General features: G+C 70.7%; 13 protein-coding genes. 8 read left to right on the top strand and 5 right to left on the bottom strand.

All coding sequences use genetic code 11. From position 1 onward, the window contains the following. Positions 1-70: 70 nt before the first annotated feature. Positions 71-1,333 carry a peptidoglycan recognition protein gene (locus tag OHA17_RS24175; protein WP_406508344.1) on the bottom strand — a complete coding sequence of 421 codons (1,263 nt, stop codon included), beginning with the start codon at positions 1,331-1,333 and terminating at the stop codon, positions 71-73. Positions 1,334-1,462: 129 nt separating this feature from the next. On the opposite strand from OHA17_RS24175, the gene OHA17_RS24170 reads away from it, so the two are divergent. The 4 genes from OHA17_RS24170 (at position 1,463) to OHA17_RS24155 (ending at position 7,508) form a co-directional block, all read left to right on the top strand. Then, a complete protein-coding gene (locus OHA17_RS24170; protein WP_406508343.1) occupies positions 1,463-2,215 on the top strand; it encodes a TIGR03089 family protein in 753 nt (250 codons plus the stop codon). A 181-nt stretch (positions 2,216-2,396) separates the two neighbouring features. Then, positions 2,397-3,764, top strand: a complete 1,368-nt coding sequence (locus OHA17_RS24165; RefSeq protein WP_406508342.1) for an LCP family protein — start codon at positions 2,397-2,399, stop codon at positions 3,762-3,764. A gap of 230 nt (positions 3,765-3,994) precedes the next feature. Further along, the gene (locus OHA17_RS24160) at positions 3,995-5,728 is read left to right on the top strand and encodes an LCP family protein (RefSeq protein WP_406508341.1); all 1,734 of its coding nucleotides are present in this window, start codon (positions 3,995-3,997) and stop codon (positions 5,726-5,728) included. A gap of 58 nt (positions 5,729-5,786) precedes the next feature. Beyond that, positions 5,787-7,508: an LCP family protein gene (locus OHA17_RS24155; RefSeq protein ID WP_406508340.1), complete on the top strand. Its 1,722-nt coding sequence runs from the start codon at positions 5,787-5,789 to the stop codon at positions 7,506-7,508. Positions 7,509-7,575: 67 nt separating this feature from the next. Here the strand turns inward: OHA17_RS24155 and OHA17_RS24150 are convergent, their stop codons facing one another. Further along, the gene (locus OHA17_RS24150; RefSeq protein WP_406508339.1) at positions 7,576-8,592 is read right to left on the bottom strand and encodes a glycosyltransferase family 2 protein; all 1,017 of its coding nucleotides are present in this window, start codon (positions 8,590-8,592) and stop codon (positions 7,576-7,578) included. A 201-nt stretch (positions 8,593-8,793) separates the two neighbouring features. Between OHA17_RS24150 and OHA17_RS24145 the strand changes: the two genes are divergently transcribed. After that, positions 8,794-10,191 carry an LCP family protein gene (locus OHA17_RS24145; RefSeq protein WP_406510796.1) on the top strand — a complete coding sequence of 466 codons (1,398 nt, stop codon included), beginning with the start codon at positions 8,794-8,796 and terminating at the stop codon, positions 10,189-10,191. A gap of 14 nt (positions 10,192-10,205) precedes the next feature. Here OHA17_RS24145 and OHA17_RS24140 read toward each other — a convergent pair whose 3' ends face one another. Beyond that, complete coding sequence (locus tag OHA17_RS24140; protein WP_053725090.1) at positions 10,206-10,730, bottom strand: acyl-CoA thioesterase; 525 nt, start codon at positions 10,728-10,730, stop codon at positions 10,206-10,208. A 117-nt stretch (positions 10,731-10,847) separates the two neighbouring features. Here OHA17_RS24140 and OHA17_RS24135 point away from each other — a divergent pair, with 117 nt between their 5' ends. Then, entirely contained in the window at positions 10,848-12,167 is a 1,320-nt protein-coding gene (locus OHA17_RS24135; protein ID WP_406508338.1) for an LCP family protein, read from the top strand. Between the two features lie 231 nt (positions 12,168-12,398). Continuing rightward, positions 12,399-13,676, top strand: a complete 1,278-nt coding sequence (locus tag OHA17_RS24130) for a peptidase (RefSeq protein ID WP_406508337.1) — start codon at positions 12,399-12,401, stop codon at positions 13,674-13,676. A gap of 82 nt (positions 13,677-13,758) precedes the next feature. Here OHA17_RS24130 and OHA17_RS24125 read toward each other — a convergent pair whose 3' ends face one another. Next, on the bottom strand, positions 13,759-14,925 hold the full coding sequence (locus tag OHA17_RS24125; RefSeq protein WP_406508336.1) for an acyl-CoA dehydrogenase family protein: 1,167 nt from the start codon (positions 14,923-14,925) through the stop codon (positions 13,759-13,761). A gap of 192 nt (positions 14,926-15,117) precedes the next feature. Here OHA17_RS24125 and OHA17_RS24120 point away from each other — a divergent pair, with 192 nt between their 5' ends. After that, positions 15,118-16,443: a UDP-glucose dehydrogenase family protein gene (locus OHA17_RS24120; protein WP_406508335.1), complete on the top strand. Its 1,326-nt coding sequence runs from the start codon at positions 15,118-15,120 to the stop codon at positions 16,441-16,443. Between the two features lie 24 nt (positions 16,444-16,467). Here OHA17_RS24120 and OHA17_RS24115 read toward each other — a convergent pair whose 3' ends face one another. Then, the gene (locus tag OHA17_RS24115; protein ID WP_406508334.1) at positions 16,468-17,595 is read right to left on the bottom strand and encodes a dipeptidase; all 1,128 of its coding nucleotides are present in this window, start codon (positions 17,593-17,595) and stop codon (positions 16,468-16,470) included. Positions 17,596-17,881 lie beyond the last annotated feature (286 nt).

Here is a 17,881-nt window from a genome sequence, read left to right as displayed (position 1 = left end):
TCCGTCACGCTGGGGCGGAACTCCCGGCCGGCCAGTGTATGCAGACTGTCCGGATGCTCATGCCGCCCGGTCAGCGCCGGCCCTGGTAGCGGGCCGCGGCGGCCCGGACCGTGCCGAGCCTGCCGTACAGGCGCGTCCCCGGGCAGTCGGTGGCGAATCCGTCGCGGTGACCGGCGATGGCGTTGAACTTGACGCTGCGTCCCTTCTTGTAGCGGTTGCCGCCGGCGGAGACGAGCGTGCTCTTCCCCTTGGGGTTCACTCCGTACAGTCCGAGCTTCCAGGCCGAGAGCTGCTCGATGGCTTTGAGGGCGGCGGCCGGCGGGTTCGTGTCGTTGTACGTGCCAAGGAGCGCGATGCCCACGCTGTTGGTGTTGAAACCGAGAGTGTGCGCGCCCATGACGGCCTTGGCCACACCCCCGGCGCGGCCTTCGTAGATCTTTCCGCACTTGTCGACGGCGAAGTTGTAGCCGATGTCCCGCCAGCCGTTGCTCTTGACGTGGTAGCGATAAATACTGCGCAGAACGGAGGGCGCCTGGGCACAGCTGTATCCGTTGCCGGACCCGGTGTGGTGGACGAAGGCGACCTTGACGCTCTTGGTGTAGAGGAACCCGCTCTCGCGCATCCCCTCGTCGGCGCCCCAGCCCTTGCGCGTGATGATGCGCGGCCGCTTCCCGACGTACGGGCGGGCATGAGCCGTGGTTCCGGCCGCCTCGGCCGCCTCGGCCCGCGTCGCGGCCTCGTCCAGGGCGGGCAGCGCGTCGGGGGCCCGCAGCTCGCGGGTGCCCTCGCCCGTGTCCTCCTCGGCGGGTGCGGCGCCCGGGTCGACGAGGTCCAGGCGCAGCCCCTTGGGAAGCGGCTCGCCGTCGGCACCTTCGGGACGTACGCGTGCCTCGACGGCGTCCGAGTCGCCGACCCACAGCGGCGCGGTCGAACCGTGCAGGGGGCGCGCGGCCTCGGGGGTGCCGGGGTCGGCGGCGTGGTCGTGGTTGTGGGTGTCCAGATCCTGCCAGTCGGACCAGGTGCCGGCCGCGCGGCCCCGGGTGCGGACCTGGGCGCTGCCGTGCAGCTCGTCGTCGGCGTTGTCCCAGACGACGCCGACCAGCGAGAACGGCCGTACTTCCCGCTGGGCCAGGCCCTCTTGGGACGCGCCGTCCGCCGCGCGGTCCGCCCCGGGCAGCGGGTCCAGCGGCAGCGACTGGGTGGAGCCGGCGAGTTCCGCGGCGGCCGACGGCGGCGCGGAACTCGACGCCGCTACGGGTGTCGTGGCCGCCAGGGGGAAGGCGAGGGCCGCGACAGCGGCGACGCCGATCGAAGACGCATGGAAGCTACGCATGCTGACGATCGTGGACATAGATGCACAATCCTGTCCATTGCGGAACTGACGGTCCGTCGGCCAAACCGGTGTACGCAGCCCGCCCACCGGTGCCGGTGCCGAGGCCGCGCGCCACGTAGCCTTGCCCGCGTGAACGCCAGCGACCGCACCCCTGCCGACCTGCTGCGATCCGCGCTCGCCGCGGACCCGGGCCGCCCCTTCATCACCTTCTACGACGACGCCACCGGCGAACGCGTGGAACTGTCCGTCGCCACCTTCGCCAATTGGGTGGCCAAGACCGCGAATCTGCTCCAGGGCGATCTCGCCGCCGAGCCCGGCGACCGCCTCGCGCTACTGCTCCCCGCGCACTGGCAGAGCGCCGTGTGGCTGATGGCCTGCCACTCGGTGGGCGTGACCGTCGAGCTCGGCGGCGATCCGGCCGCAGCCGACCTCGTGGTCAGCGGCCCCGACACCCTGGAGGGGGCCCGCGCCTGCACCGGCGAGCGGGTGGCGCTCGCGCTGCGCCCGCTCGGCGGCCGCTTCCCGCAGCCGCCCGCGGGGTTCGCGGACTACGCCGTCGAGGTGCCGAGCCAGGGCGATCGTTTCGCGCCGTTCGTGCCCGTCGACCCGGACGCCCCGGCGCTCGCCGTCGACGGCCTCGAACTGAGCGCCGCCGAACTCGTCGGGCGGGCCCGCTCGGCGGCCGCCGAGCTCGGCCTCGGCTCCGCTTCAAGGCTGCTTTCGGCACTCTCGTACGACGGCTGGCAGGGGCTCGCGAGCGGCCTGTACGCCCCGCTCGCCTCGGGCGGCTCGGTCGTCCTGTGCCGCAACCTGGCCCAACTGGCCGACGGCGGGCTTGAGAAGCGGGCCGAGAGCGAGCGGGTCACGCACCGCTCGCTGTGACGATCCGCTGAACTCCACCCTTGTGGCCCACTCGGGGGCCGAGTCCCCGGGCCCCGCCATCGCCTCCGGTACATGATCGACCGTACGCACAACCATGCGCGCGATTCGGCCGTCTACCGGGGTGCCCGGCGGCGCACCGCGCCCGCCGACCCCGTGATGGCCCGTGAGGATGGACGCCGACGTGACCGACAGTGCTGGCACTCCCCCTGAACCGGAAGACCGGGCCGGGGCCGAGCAGCCACCGCCGGCCACCGGCGCCTCGGCGGACGCGGAGCCCGATGCCCCAAAAACCACGGAGACCCCGGAAACCACGGACGCCGAACCGGACACGGAGCCCACCGCGGCAGACCCCGAGGACACCGGACCCGACGCCGAGCCCATCGCGGCAGACCCCGAGGGCGCCAAGGGCGGCCGTCGCTGGCTGCGTTGGACCGCGCTCGGCGTCTCCGTCGTCGTCCTCGCGGCAGCTGGAACCGGCTGGTGGTTCTACCGGAAGCTCGACGGCAACATCCAGACGGACACCACCGCCGCGCACGAGCTGGACAAGTACGAGCGGGACCGGCCCGCCTCCGTCGTGCACGACGCGCAGAACCTGCTGCTCATCGGCTCGGACTCGCGCGCGGGCAACAACTCCTCGTACGGCAGGGACGACGGCGGCAGCCAGCGCTCGGACACCACGATCCTGCTGCACCTGGCCGCCGACCGGCTCAGCGCCACCGCCGTCTCGCTGCCGCGCGACCTGATGGCCGACATCCCCGCCTGCGGCAGACCGGACGGCACCCAGACCAAGCAGCAATTCGCCCAGTTCAACTCGGCGTTCGAGATGGGCGGCGCGGCCTGCACGATCCGTACGGTCGAGAACATGACCGGCATCCGGATCGACCACCACATGGTGGTCGACTTCAGCGGGTTCAAGGACATGGTCGACGCGGTGGACGGCGTCGAGGTCTGTCTGAAGGAGCCGGTCGACGACCGGCAGGCCCATCTGAAACTCCCCGCCGGCCGCCAACTGCTGCGCGGGGAACAGGCGCTGGGCTTCGTACGCTCCCGGCACGGCTTCGGGGACGGCAGCGACACCCAACGCATGGACCGCCAACAGCAGTTCCTCGGCTCGCTGATCAAGAAGGTGCAGAGCAACGGGGTGCTGCTCAACCCGACCCGCCTCTTCCCGGTCCTGGATGCGGCGACCAGGTCCATCACCACGGACCCGGGTCTGAACACCCTGAAGGATCTGTACGACCTGGTGCGCTCGGTGCGCGGGATTCCGACCGAGAACATTCGCTTCCTGACCGTTCCGCGCCAGCCCTACGCATACGACAGCGACCGCGACGAGCTCGTGCAGCCGGACGCGGACGGGCTCTTCAAGCAGCTGCGTGAAGACCGGCCGATCAAGGTGGCGCCCGCCGCGGACGTGACGAAGGCCAAGGAGAGCACGAAGCCCGGCTCCGGCTCGGACGGCAAGCGGCCCGACGATCCGGACCCCTCGCCGAGCCCTTCGGCGACGCCCGTCTACTCGGGGACGAACGCCGCGTCGGGCATGTGCGGCTAGCCGGGCGTGTATGTCTGCATCCTGTGAAATACACATGACCACCAGCGGATTGGGGTCAAATGCCCGGTTGTAAAGGGCGTGGAATTTGTCACGGCCGTCGCTCTTGGACGAACTGGCCAGATAGTGTGACGCGATCCGGTGCGACCGGCCAACGGGCCGCGCACTGCATGAGCGAATGATTGAGCGCTTTGGGGGAAGCGACTCGGCACCGACGGAGGACAGAAGCAACCGTGGATGCGCAGAGCCGTGGGCGGGCCGATGATGTCGACCCCGCAGACCAGTGGGTCCTCAACCCGGAAACCGGCACTTACGAATTGCGACTGAGTCCTTCCGGAACGCAGTCGAATTCCGCTCCCGGCCGGTCGTCGACCGGTCCCGCATCGGGCAAGAGATCAGGGCAGTCCGGACGTTCCGGGCGCCGCGAGGTGCCCGGGCAGCGCAACCGCCGATCGAACCGGTCACCCGAGGAGTCCCCCGACGCCCAGGGCCGCCGCAAGCGCAAGCCCAAGGCGACGCGCAAGAAGAAGGCGCTGCTGTGGACGGGCGGCGTGATGGGCTTCGTCCTGGTCGTCGGCGCGGGCGGCGCGTACTGGCTCTACCAGCACTTCAACGGCAACCTCAACACCGTCGACGTCGGTGACGCGGGCAGCAAGAGCTCGGTGCCGGACGGGGCGTTCAACGTCCTGGTCATCGGCACCGACAAGCGCACCGGCGCGGGCAACGAGGGCTACGGCGACGCGGGCAGCGAGGGCCACGCCGACACCAACATCCTCTTCCACGTCTCGGCGGACCGGACCAACGCGACCGCGATGTCCATCCCGCGCGACATGGTGATCGACATCCCCGCCTGCCCGACCAAGCAGAAGGACGGCACCACCAAGACGGTGCCGGCGGAGAAGAAGGTGCGGTTCAACACGAGCCTGGGCCAGGAGGGCCGCGACCCGGGCTGCACGATGCGTACGGTCAAGCAGATCACCGGGCTCAACGTCGACCACTTCATGATGGCCGACTTCAACGCCGTCAAGGAGCTGTCCACGGCCGTCGGCGGCGTCAAGGTCTGCCTCACCAAGCCGGTGGACGACCCGAAGTCGCATCTGAAGCTCCCGGCCGGCGAGAGCGTCGTCAAGGGCGAGCAGGCCCTCGCGTTCGTACGGACCCGGCACAGCTTCGCCGGCGAGAGCGACCTCTCCCGCATCAAGCAGCAGCAGCAGTTCCTCGGCTCGATGATCCGGCAGATGAAGTCGGACGACACCCTCGGCAGCCCGACCAAGATGTACGGGCTCGCGGACGCCGCGACCAAGGCGCTCACGGTCGACTCCGGAATAGGCAGCATCAAGAAGCTGACCGACCTCGCCCAGGTCCTCGGCAAGATCGACGCGAAGAACATCACCTTCACCACGCTGCCGGTCATAGACAATCCGGCCGAGGGGAAGAAGCACATCACCGTCGTGCCCGACCCGACGAAGGCCGACGCGCTGTTCGCGATGATGCGCGCCGACACCTCGCTCACCGAGGTGAAGAAGAAGGAGGCGGACGCCCAGAGCTCGGCCGCCGCCGAGGAGGCCGCCCGCCTCAACGGCCCCCGCGCCAAGGCCTCCGACGTACGGGTCACCGTGCTCAACGGCGGCGCGGCGGCGGGCTCCGCCGGTGACGTGGTGACCTGGATGCAGAACCAGGAGGGCGTGCTCAAGTCGAGCAACGGCTCGAACGCGCCGGCGAAGGTGCCCGCCACGGTCCTGGCCTACGCGCCGAACCAGGCCGACCAGGCCCGCAAACTCGCGGATCTGCTCGGCCTGTCCGCCTCGGCCCTGAAGCCGGGCACGAAGGACGCCGTGGGCAAGGAGCCCATGGTGCTGACCCTCGGCCCCGACTTCAAGCAGGCGGGAACACCCATAGCCGCTCCGGCCAAGGCACCGGAGGGCATTCAGAAGGTCGAAGCCGACAAGTCGGTGTGCGCCAAGTAGACAGACTCACGGCCCACCCGGGGCCTCAGGGGGAGTCGATACAACAGGGGGTAGTGGGGTGGGCAAGAACAGCGTGCGCGGGGAGGGGACGCAGGGACGCGTCGAACACGCGGGCGAACTCGGCTGGGACGAGAGCCTGTACGGGGACGACGCGTCCGGCGGGCCCAAGTCGCCGAAGGATTCCGGCAGTTCAGGCCCGCCGGGCGGCTCCGGCGCGGCCGAGGGCACAGGCACGCCCGAGGACCCCGCGGCGGCCGGCCGCGGGCACCGCAGGAGCGGCCGCCGCAAGCGGGGCAAACGCAAGTACCGAATACTGAGATGGACCGCGATCACACTCGCGGTCCTCATACTCGGGACGGCCACCGCCGGTTACCTGTACTACCAGCACCTGAACAACAGCATCCGCAAGGGCGACCGCAGCGCGGGCGGCAGCGACGCCAAGAAGAGCGCGCCGAACGCCGACGGCCAGACGCCGCTGAACATCCTGCTGGTCGGCTCGGACAGCCGGGCCTCGGACGACAACGTCAAGCTCGGCGGCGGCAAGGACATCCGGGACGGCGACGCGCACGCGGACGTACAGATGCTGCTGCACGTCTCGGCCGACCGCAAGAACGCCTCGGTCGTCAGCATCCCGCGCGACACCCGGGTGGACATGCCGCAGTGCAAGGACACCGAGAAGAACAAGACCTACCCGGCCACGAACGCCATCATCAACGAGGCGCTCGGACGCGGCGGGGCGGGCTGTGTCCTGGACACCTGGGAGAAGCTGACCGGCATCTACATCGACCACTGGATGATGGTCGACTTCGCCGGTGTCGTGGCCATCTCGGACGCGGTGGGCGGCGCCGACGTCTGCGTGAAGCAGAACATCGACGACCACTCCACGAAGCTCCAGAAGGGCGGCTCGGGTCTGCACCTCACCGCGGGCAACCACACGGTGAAGGGCGAGCAGGCCCTCCAGTGGCTGCGCACCCGGCACGCCTTCGGCAGCGACATCGGCCGCTCCCAGGCCCAGCACATGTACATGAACTCGGTGATCCGCAACCTCAAGGACCAGGACGCGTTCACCGACACGGGCCGCCTGATGGGCATCGCCGAAACCGCGGTCAAGGCGCTCAAGGTGTCCTCGGAGCTCAACGTCAAGAAGCTGTTCGACCTGGGGATGGAGCTCAAGGACATCCCCATGGACCGCATCAACATGCTGACCATGCCGCGCCTGCCCGACCCCAAGGACCCGGATGCCCACGTGGTGCCGGACAGGGCGAAGGCCGACGCGCTGTGGGCGATGCTGCGGGACGACAAGCCGCTGGACGGCAAGAGCGACGGCAAGCCCGCCGCCCCGCCTTCCAAGGGCCCGGCCGCCGCGGCCCCCGACTCGCTCGCGGTGAGCGTGGTCAACGGCACCGGCACGGGCGGCCGCGTCGCCGCCAAGGGCCGGGCCACCGAGGTGGTCACCGCCCTCAAGGCCAAGGGCTTCAAGAAGGCCGAGACGGGTTCCAGCAACCCCGCCTCCACCAGCGAGGTCGACTACCCCAAGGCCGCGGGCGAGCAGGGCAAGGCGGACGCGGAGTCGATCGCCACGGCGCTCGGCCTGCCCGCCTCCGCGGTCAAGGCCGCCGACGTCAAGGGCCTGACCCTGGTGGTCGGCGGCGACTGGCGCACCGGCGACAGCTACCCGAAGCAGGACCCCAAGGAGAGCGACCCGCTCAAGGACGCCGAGACGGTCAACGGAGCCGACAAGGGCGCCTGCATGGAGGTGTACGCGCCCTACCGTTTCTAGCCCGCGTACGCAGCCGAAAGGGGGCGCCCGGTGCTTTTCGGCACCGGGCGCCCCCTGTTGCGTACGTTCAGACGGACGTGGTCCGCACGGCCGGGCGGCGGCTCGCGATGACCTTCTTGGCCAGCGCCTTCGGGCTGGTGAGGAAGCCGAAGCCCCACGACATGTGCATCGTGGCGAGCGCCACCGGGATCTGGGCGCGGGCCCTGAGCGAGAGCCCCTTGCCGGCCGGCAGCGAGCCCGCGGCGATCGCGGCCAGGTATCCGGCCGGAACCACGAACCCCCAGGGCGTGACGAGCGCGCCCACCACGACGCCCGCGGCGATCGCGCAGACGGCGGTCGGCGGTGCCAGATAGCGCAGGTTGATGGAGCCCTCGTGGTAGCGGGCCACCACATGGCGCCAACGGCCGTAGTCCTTGTACTGCTTGGCCAGTGCCTTCACCGACGGCCGGGGCCGGTACTGGACCTTGAGCTCGGGCGAGAACCAGATGAGGCCGCCGGCCTCCCTGATCCGGAAGTTCAGCTCCCAGTCCTGGGCGCGGATGAACTCCTCGTTGTAGCCGCCCTGTTGCTCAAGGGCCTCACGGCGGAAGACACCCAGATACACGGTTTCGGCGGGCCCGGCCGCGCCTCCCGTGTGGAAGGCCGCGTTGCCGACGCCGATCTTCGAGGTCATCGCGGCGGCGACCGCGTCCTCCCAGGCGTTCTCGCCCTCGGCGTGCATGATGCCGCCGACGTTCTGCGCGCCGGTCTCCTCCAGGAGCCGTACGGCGGTCGCGATGTAGTTCGGCGACAGCATGCCGTGGCCGTCCACGCGAACCACGATCGGGTGGCGGGAGGCCTTGATGGCGGCGTTCAGGGCCGCGGGCGTGCGCCCGGTGGGATTGGGGACCGTATGGACCCGGGGGTCGTCGGCCACCAGCTCGGCGGCGATCTCGTCGGTGCGGTCCGTGGACGGGCCGAGCGCGATCACCACCTCCATCTCGCCCGCGTACTCCTGCTCCAGGATGTGACGGACCGAGTTGCGCAGATGCCGCTCCTCATTGAGGACCGGCATGATCACGGAAACAGCAGGCGTGGCGTTCATCGGTGGTCACGTTACCGCGAATGGGGGACACGGTCGCGCGGCGGCCGGGGCGGTGCACGGGGTAGCTGATCGTATGGGCCTACGGTGCTCAAGATCCCCCTGTCACCCGCGGAGGTCCCCGTGCCCACGCCGCCCCGCCCGCGCCCCGTACGACCCGGTCAGCCCCGCAGCAGACAGCACGACGAGCGCCCCCGCTGGGGCTTGCGGCTCGCGACCACGCTGTCCGTCCTGGTGCTCGGCGCGGGCGGGGTCGGGCATGCGGTGGTGACCAGCCTGGACGGCGGGATCGGCCGGGTCGACCCGTTCCGGGACATGAAGAACCGGCCGCAGGGCAGCCGGGGCACGAACATCCTGCTCGTCGGCACCGACGGGCGGGACAAGATCACGCCGGAGGAGAAGCGGAAGTACCGGCTCGGCGGGGCCCCCTGCCACTGCACGGACACGATCATGATGGTGCACGTGTCGGCGGAGCGGGACCGGGTCAGCATCGTGAGCCTGCCGCGCGACTCCTACGCCGAGGTCCCCGAGCACACCGACGAGGCCGGTCAGCACCACGTCAAGCACCCCGTGAAGCTGAACGCGGCCTACGCCGAGGGCGGGCCCGCGCTCTCGGTGCGCACCATCGAGAACGCGACGGGGCTGAAGATCGACCACTACCTGGAGGTCGACTTCACCAGCTTCATGAAGACGGTCGACGTGGTCGGCGGGGTGCAGATCTGCACGGCCCGCCCCCTGAAGGACTCCTTCACCGGCCTCGACCTCACCGCGGGCACCCACCAGCTGAACGGCGGCGAAGCCCTCCAGTACGTGCGCTCCCGGCACACCGACGGCTCCGCCGACCTCGGCCGGATGCAGCGCCAGCAGCGCTTCCTGGCCGCCCTGATCGCGAAGGCGACGAGCAACGGGGTGCTCCTGAACCCGGTGAAGTTCCGCGAGGTCGCCTCGTCCCTGCTCTCCTCGGTACGCGCCGACGAGGGCTTCGGGGTAGAGGAGATGCTGAACTTCGCCTCCGCGATGAAGGGGTTCTCACCCTCCTCGTCGGACTTCACCACGGTGCCGCTCGGGCAGCTCAACATCCAGGTCAAGGGCGTCGGCTCGACCGTGAAGTGGGACGACGCCAAGGCGAAGAAGCTGTTCCAGCTGCTCCGCGACGACAAGCCGCTGGCCCCGCACGCACCCCCGCCGAAGGCGGCCCCCAAGGACGCGAAGCCGCCGCGCAAGAACCCTGGCTCGATCGTCGAGGTCGACCCCGCGCGGATCAAGGTGCAGGTCTACAACGGGACCCGCACCGACGGGCTCGGCCAGCGCGTCGACGACGCCCTGCAGGCCACCGGCTTCAAGACCACCGGCTCCCCCCGGCCGAGCGCCAACCTGGCCATGCGCCGCACCCTGATCGAGTACGACCCGCGCTGGGACCGCTCCGCCGGGTCCCTTGCCATCGCCCTGCCGGGCAGCGAGCTGCGCCCGGTGAAGGGGCTCGGCGCCATGATGAAGGTGACGGCGGGCGCCGACTTCAAGGACGTGGTCCCGGTCCGGGCGGAGGAACAGCCGCAGGGCGACTTCGGAACGGTGACGGGGGACAAGGTGGTCTGTCCCTGACCCCCTGATGGGGGCTAGTCGTCCAGGCCCTCCGCCGCCCTCTTCTCCCGGAGCTCCATGATCGCGCGGCGCCGCGCGAGCCGGTGGGTGCGGCGGATCTGGGCCTCCTGGTAGCGGCGCTCGTCGCGCTCGGTCTCGGGGACCACCGGGGGCACCGGGCGGGGCTTGCCGTCGGCGTCGACCGCCGCGAAGACGAGGTAGGCGGACCCCACCTGCTGGGCCGGGGTCGACTCGTTCCAGCGCTCGGCGAGGACCCGTACGCCGACCTCCATCGAGGACCGGCCCGTCCAGTTGACCTGCGCCTTCACATGCACCAGGTCGCCGACCCTGACCGGCATCAAGAACACCATCTCGTCCATGGAGGCGGTGACGGCCGGGCCGCCCGAGTGGCGTCCGGCCACCGCGCCCGCGGCGTCGTCCACCAGCTTCATGATCACGCCGCCGTGCACCGTGCCGAGGAGGTTGGTGTCGTGGGTGGTCATGATGTGGCTCAGGGTGGTTCGGGAGGCCGAGGTCGGCTTGCCCGGAAGATCAGTCATGCGTTCCACTTTAGGCGGCGGCGCGCCGAAGCTCTTTGCATCAGCCTTGCAACAGCCGTGCCCCGAATTCCCCCCTGCCCTGTCAGCGGCCCGGGGCCGCCGTGCATGCTGGACGGCATGAACGAATGGCCCGACGCCCGCAATGGCAACGCCCGCGGAAACAGCGAGGACGCCTACGGCCGCGGCAGCTCCGCCGCGCGGCCCGAGGACGCCCGCCGGATGCGGCACGTCCAGCGGCCCGCCCCCGTCCCTCCCCCGCAGCGTCCCGTCCCGCAGCAGCAGCCCGGGTACGACGACGGCTACGGGCAGCAGCAGTACGGCCAGGGCACGGTTCCCGGACAGGGCTCGTACGACAGCGGGTACAGCGAGGGCCATGTCTACGGCAGCCCGGCGGGCCGGGGTCCGGCCGGGCCCGGTGGCCCCGAAGGCCCGCGCCGGAGCGGCGGGCGCAGGCCCGGGGCGGCGCCGAACTGGCGCAAGAGGATCACCATCGGGGTGCTGTCCCTGGTCGTGGTGCTCCTGGTCACCTCGGTCGCCACGTACTTCTGGGCGGACGGCAAGGTGCGCCGCGAGGTCGACCTGTCCAAGGTCATCGACCGGCCCGCCGAGGGCAAGGGCACCAACTACCTGATCGTCGGCTCCGACTCCCGCGACGGCATGTCCGACGCGGAGAAGAAGAAGCTGCACACCGGCTCGGCCGAGGGCAAGCGGACCGACTCGATGATCCTGCTGCACGTCGGCGACAACGGGAACACGATGGTCTCGCTGCCCCGCGACTCCTGGGTGACGATCCCCAGCTTCAAGGGCTCCGACTCCGGAAAGTCGTTCCCGTCCAAGGGCAAGGACAAGCTGAACGCGGCGTTCTCCATCGACGGCCCCGAGCTGCTCGTCCGTACCGTCGAGGCGAATACCGGACTGCACATCGACCATTACGCGGAGATCGGCTTCGCGGGATTCGCGAACATCGTGGACGCGGTCGGCGGCGTGGAACTCGATATTCCGCAGGACATCAAGGACAAGGACTCCGGCGCGGACTTCAAGAAGGGCAAGCAGACCCTCGACGGACAGCAGGCCCTGGCGTTCGTCCGCAACCGGCACGGTTACGCGGCCGGCGACCTGGAGCGCACGAAGAACCAGCAGAAGTTCCTGTCCGCCCTGGCCAGCCAGACGGCGACGCCGACCACGATCCTCAACCCGTTCAAGCTGTACCCGGTGATGGGCGCGGGCCTGGACACCCTGATCGTCGACAAGGACATGAGCCTGTTCGACCTGGGCTCCATGTTCTGGGCGATGAAGGGCATCACCGGCGGCGACGGCATCTCGATGAACATGCCGGTCGCGGGCGACGGGCCGCAGACCTCGCTCCTGTGGGACAAGCCGAAGGTCACGCAGCTGGTGAACGAGCTGAAGAACGACGAGACGGTCACCGTCAAGTAGCCTCCGGGGCACGGGCGTTGACCGGTGCCGCATGACATGAGTCACAGAGAAACCACAGCAACCGTGGGCAACTGCCCCCAGTTGCTGTGATTTGCCCGCCGCCGGGCGCCTGACGGGCGCCCGGCGGCGGGCGTTTTTCCGCTTCCCCCGCACCGCATTGCGGCCCTACGATCACGGCCTATTTCTTTTGCGTTCTTTTGGACCGTTCTTTTGGACTCACAAAGGGCCCCAGTGAAGATAAGCCGTACTCTCGCGACGGCCGTCGCCGCCGTCACCACCCCCGCCCTGCTGCTTTCCGTGACCCCGGCATTCGCCGACGGAAAACCCGCGGCACAGACCGAGAAGAAGCCCACGATCGCGGAGCTCGAAAAGGCGGCGGCCGACGCCCAGAAGGCGTACGACAAGGCCGTCGCGGACGAGAGCGACGCCCGCAAGGCGCTCGCCGACCTGGACTCGGCGCCGGCCATGGTCGCGCTGAAGAACGCCCAGAAGGACGCCGACGAGGCGGCCCGCGTGAAGGCCGCCGCCGACCAGGAGCTCACCGACGCGAAGACCTGGCAGAACGCGCTGCCCGCCACCGCAGGCCCGGTCGACAAGGACCTCGCGGCGCAGCGCGTCGCCAAGGCCGAGGCGGCCGTCACGGCCGCGGACACGGCGAACGCCACCGCGGCCGGCAAGCTCGCCACCGCCAAGAAGGCGGCCGACCAGGTACAGAACGCGGCGAAGGCCGAGCTGGAGCGCGCCAAGGGCACCAAGGCCAAGGCACTCGCCGACAAGCAGGCCGCCGACAAGGCGCTCGCCGACGCGAAGGCGGCCGGCGGCGAGGGCGGCGCCGGCGGCCAGGGCGGCAAGTGCCCGCAGGACATGGCCCTCACGGCGGTCCTGAACGGCTTCCCGTCCCAGATCGCGGCGGGTTCCAGCGCCGACTTCTCGGTACGGGTGACCAACGGGACCGGCAAGCAGCTGGACCGGCTGTGGCCGTTCGTCTACGCGTACGTCAACGGCAAGGGCGGCGGCAAGGACATCGACAAGCTGGTGCACCTCCAGTGGTCCGACGCCGGCTCGAACGGCTGGAAGGACCTGCCGCTCAACCAGGCGGGCCCCGTGACCAACCTCGCGGCCGGCAAGAGCGCCGATGTGAAGCTGCGCCTGAAGGTCGACGGCTCCACGCCCGTCGGCCGGGCCGACCTGTTCGTGGCCGCCGACTACCGCAACGCGGACGGCACCTGCGGCGGGACGCCGAGCCAGGCCAGGTACGAGTTCGACGTCCTGGCCGTCGGCGCCAAGCCCACCAAGACCGGCGAGTCGAAGCCGACCACGGCCCCCCGCCCGCAGGGCGGCGCCGCGGCGACCCCGCTGTCCGCCACCGCCGCCGCCCCCAAGAGCGGCGCCCTCGCGGAGACGGGCTCCTCCTCGGCGCTCCCGCAGCTCGCCCTGTCGGGCGGCGCGGTGGTGCTCGGCGCCGGAGCGATCGCGCTCGTACGCCGCCGCAAGGCCGCGCAGCACTGACGCACAGCGCAGCACGCCACAGCACAGAAGAGGGCCCGCATCCGTACGCAACGGATGCGGGCCCTCCTCAACTCCCGTACAGCTACGGCAAGTTGCGCGACATCACGATGCGCTGAACCTGGTTCGTACCCTCGTAGATCTGGGTGATCTTGGCGTCGCGCATCATGCGCTCGACCGGGTAGTCGCGGGTGTAGCCGTAGCCGCCGAGGAGCTGGACGGCGTCGGTGGTGATCTCCATGGCGACGTCCGAGGCGAAGCACTTGGCGGCGGCGCCGAAGAACGTCAGGTCGGAGTCGAGGCGCTCGGACTTGGCGGCCGCCGCGTAAGTGAGCTGGCGGGCGGCCTCCAGCTTCATGGCCATGTCGGCCAGCATGAACTGGATGCCCTGGAAGTCGGCGATGGCCTTGCCGAACTGCTTGCGCTCCTGGACGTAGCCCTTGGCGTAGTCGAGGGCGCCCTGCGCGATGCCGAGGGCCTGGGCCGCGATGGTGATGCGGGTGTGGTCCAGGGTCTTCATGGCGGTCGCGAAGCCCGTGCCCTCCTCGCCGATCATGCGGTCGAGGGGGATGCGGACGTTGTCGAGGTAGACCTCGCGGGTCGGCGAGCCCTTGATGCCGAGCTTCTTCTCGGGGGCGCCGAAGGAGACGCCCTCGTCCGACTTCTCGACGACGAAGGCGCTGATGCCCTTCGAGCGCTTCTCGGGGTCGGTCACGGCCATGACCGTGTAGTACTCGCTCTCACCGGCGTTGGTGATCCAGCGCTTCACGCCGTTGAGGACCCAGAAGTCCCCGTCGCGGACGGCCTTCGTCTTCATGCCTGCCGCGTCCGAGCCCGCGTCCGGCTCGGAGAGGCAGTACGAGAACATGCCCTCGCCCTTGGCCAGCGGGCCCAGGTACTTCTTCTTCAGCTCCTCGGAGCCGGAGAGGATCACCGGGAGCGAGCCGAGCTTGTTCACGGCCGGGATGAGGGAGGAGGAGGCGCAGACCCGCGCGACCTCTTCGATCACGATGACGGTCGCGAGCGCGTCCGCGCCGGCGCCGCCGTACTCCTCCGGCACGTGCACGGCGTGCAGGTCGTTGGCGACGAGCGCGTCGAGCGCCTCCCGGGGGAAGCGGGCCTGCTCGTCGACCTCGGCCGCGAACGGGCCGATCTTGGCCTCGGAGAGCGAGCGGATGGCGTCGCGGAGCATGTCGTGCTCCTCGGACGGGCGGTACAGGTCGAACTCCGAGTTGCCAGCCGTTCCGGCCAAGGTCTCTCACTCCCCAAGGGACGCTAACTACCGTTAAGTAACCTAATTTTAGGGGGCTGTGCCGCCCTAGGCATACGTGAGCTTGGCGACAGCCCGAAAAGGGGGCCCGCCCGGGGCCCGACTATGCTCGGTCAGCGCGTTTGTCGCCCGTACGCTGCCCGCCTCCCGAGCCCGCACTTCCAGGAGCACCGCATGGCCCTCAAGATCACTGTGATCGGCACCGGATACCTCGGAGCCACCCATGCCGCGGCCATGGCGGAGCTGGGGTTCGAGGTGCTCGGCCTTGACGTGGTCCCCGAGAAGATCGAGATGCTGGGACAGGGGCGCGTGCCGATGTACGAGCCCGGTCTGGAGGAGCTGCTCCGCAAGCACGTCGCGGGCATCGAGGGCGCGACCGGGCGGCTGCGCTTCACCACCTCCTGGGAGGAGGTCGGGGCGTTCGGCGATGTGCACTTCGTCTGCGTGAACACCCCGCAGAAGCACGGCGAGTACGCCTGTGACATGAGCTTCGTCGACTCCGCCTTCGGCTCACTCGCCCCGCACCTGCGGGACGGCGCCCTCGTCGTCGGCAAGTCGACGGTGCCGGTCGGCTCGGCGGCCCGGCTCGCGGCCGCGCTGCCCGAGGGCGTGGAGCTGGCGTGGAACCCGGAGTTCCTGCGCGAGGGCTTCGCCGTCGACGACACCCTGCACCCGGACCGGATCGTGGTCGGCGTGGAGAGCGAGCGCGCCGAGAAGCTGCTCCGCGAGGTGTACACGACCCCGGTCGGCGAGGGCTCGCCGTTCGTCGTGACCGACTTCCCGACCGCCGAGCTGGTCAAGACCGCGGCGAACTCCTTCCTCGCCACGAAGATCTCGTTCATCAACGCCATGGCCGAGGTGTGCGAGGCCGCCGACGGCGACGTGGTGAAGCTGGCCGAGGCCATCGGCCACGACGAGCGGATCGGGAAGAAGTTCCTGCGGGCCGGCATCGGCTTCGGCGGCGGCTGCCTGCCCAAGGACATCCGGGCGTTCATGGCGCGGGCCGGCGAGCTCGGCGCCGACCAGGCGCTGACCTTCCTGCGCGAGGTCGACTCGGTCAACATGCGCCGGCGCGGCCACATGGTGGAGCTGGCCCGCGAGGCGGTGGGCGGCGAGACCTTCCTCGGCAAGCGGGTCGCCGTCCTCGGCGCCACCTTCAAGCCCGACTCCGACGACGTGCGCGACTCTCCCGCGCTGAACGTCGCCGGGCAGATCCACCTCCAGGGCGGCCAGGTCACGGTGTACGACCCGAAGGGCATGGCCAACGCCCGCCGCCTCTTCCCCACGCTCGGCTACGCCGACTCGGCGTACGACGCGGTGCGCGGCGCCGACGTCGTGCTGCACCTGACCGAGTGGCGCGAGTTCCGCGACCTCGACCCGGCCGAGCTCGCGAAGGCGACCGCCGGCCGGATCATCCTGGACGGGCGCAACGCGCTGGACCCGGTCAAGTGGCGCGAGGCGGGCTGGACGTACCGCGCGATGGGGCGCCCGCGCGCCTGACGCACCCCGCGGCCAAAGCCCCGTTCAGGGCCCGTCGAGGTCCTCGATGGTGGCCTTCGACGGGGTCCTGCGCGGTGCCGTGGCGCGGGCCGTGAACTCCACGTCGCGGACGACCCGGGCAAAGTTCTCCCAGGTCAGCGCCGCGATTTCGGGATCGGTCCAGCCCCGGCCGAGGAGCTCGGCGATCAGCGTCGGATAGCAGGAGGCGTCTTCGAGACCGGCGGCCCGCGGGGCGCCCCTGACCAGCCCGTACGTCCCCGCAAGGCCCACGTGGGTGGGCCCGGCCACATCCCGCACCCGCTCGATGTGATCGGCCACATCGCGTACGGATACGGCCCGAGCGCCCTGCTCGATCTGCTCGGGGGCGAAGCTCACCAGGCAGACCCCGCCGCTCGCGCCGAGCTCGGCGAGCAGCTCGTCGGAGGCGTTCAGCGGGTGCTTGGTGAGGGAGGCCGCCGCCGAGCGCGAGAGCAGCGCCGGGGCCTTGGAGTTGTCGATGGTGCGGCGCCAGGTGCCCGGGGCCGCGCCCGAGAGGTCGAGCAGCATCCCGAGCCGGTTCGCCTCGCGCACCACTTCCAGGCCGAAGCGGGTGAGCCCCGGCTCGGTCCAGCGGGTGCCCGGGCCCAGCGCGAGGATCCGCACGCCGAGGACGTGGTACGCCCGCAGCGTGCCCAGCGAGTCGCCGAGCGCGTGCGCGGTCACGGGGCCGAGGAACGAGGCGATGCGGCCGCAGTTGCGGGCGTCCGCGAGGTCCCCGCCGGTCAGGGCGAGCCGCAGCCACTCCGGGTACGAGGCGATCAGCGAACGGATCCGGTCCAGCCGTTCCAGGGTGACCCCGGCGGGGTCCGGGCAGTCGGCGTCCGCGGTCAGTGCCCAGAACTGCGCGCCGACCCCGCCGGCCCGCAGCCGCGGGATGTCCGTGTCGAGCCCGTTCTCGCCGACCTCCAGATCGTGCCAGGGGATCTGCCCGAGGGCCTTCGCCAGGGTGTTGTGCCCGTCGGCCACGGGGTGCGCGGCGAGCAGGGCCCGGGCCCGGGCCAGGCCGTCGGCGCTGTATTCCGGTACGGGTGGGGCGTCGGGGGGTGCGGGGATCGACGGATCGAGCTCGCCGGCCGCCGAGGTGTCCTCGGGGGCGTCCTGCAGGTCTGCCATGACGGGCTCCCGGCGTGTCGGCTGTGGCGGCAGGTACGGCCACGGTGCCACGCGGGGGCGGCGGGGTCACGGCGGGTGGGCCATCCGGGGGTCCCTGCCCGGCCCGGGGGGAGCTGCTGGGGCTCCGCCCCAGACCCTGGAGGCCCCACCCCGCCCCTTCCCGCTGTAACACTCTGCGGCTCCGCCGCGTGGCCTCCGGGGGCGGGTGGGGTCGGCCATCTTGGGGCTCCGCCCCAGACCCCGTTCGCGCCTTAAGGGCGCTCGTCCTCAAACTCCCCCAAGGCCT

This window comes from Streptomyces sp. NBC_00212 (assembly GCF_045206365.1).
In the GTDB taxonomy this organism is placed as follows: Bacteria; Actinomycetota; Actinomycetes; order Streptomycetales; family Streptomycetaceae; genus Streptomyces.
Note: the sequence above shows the minus strand (reverse complement) of the source record. Positions and strands in the feature narration are given on the sequence as shown.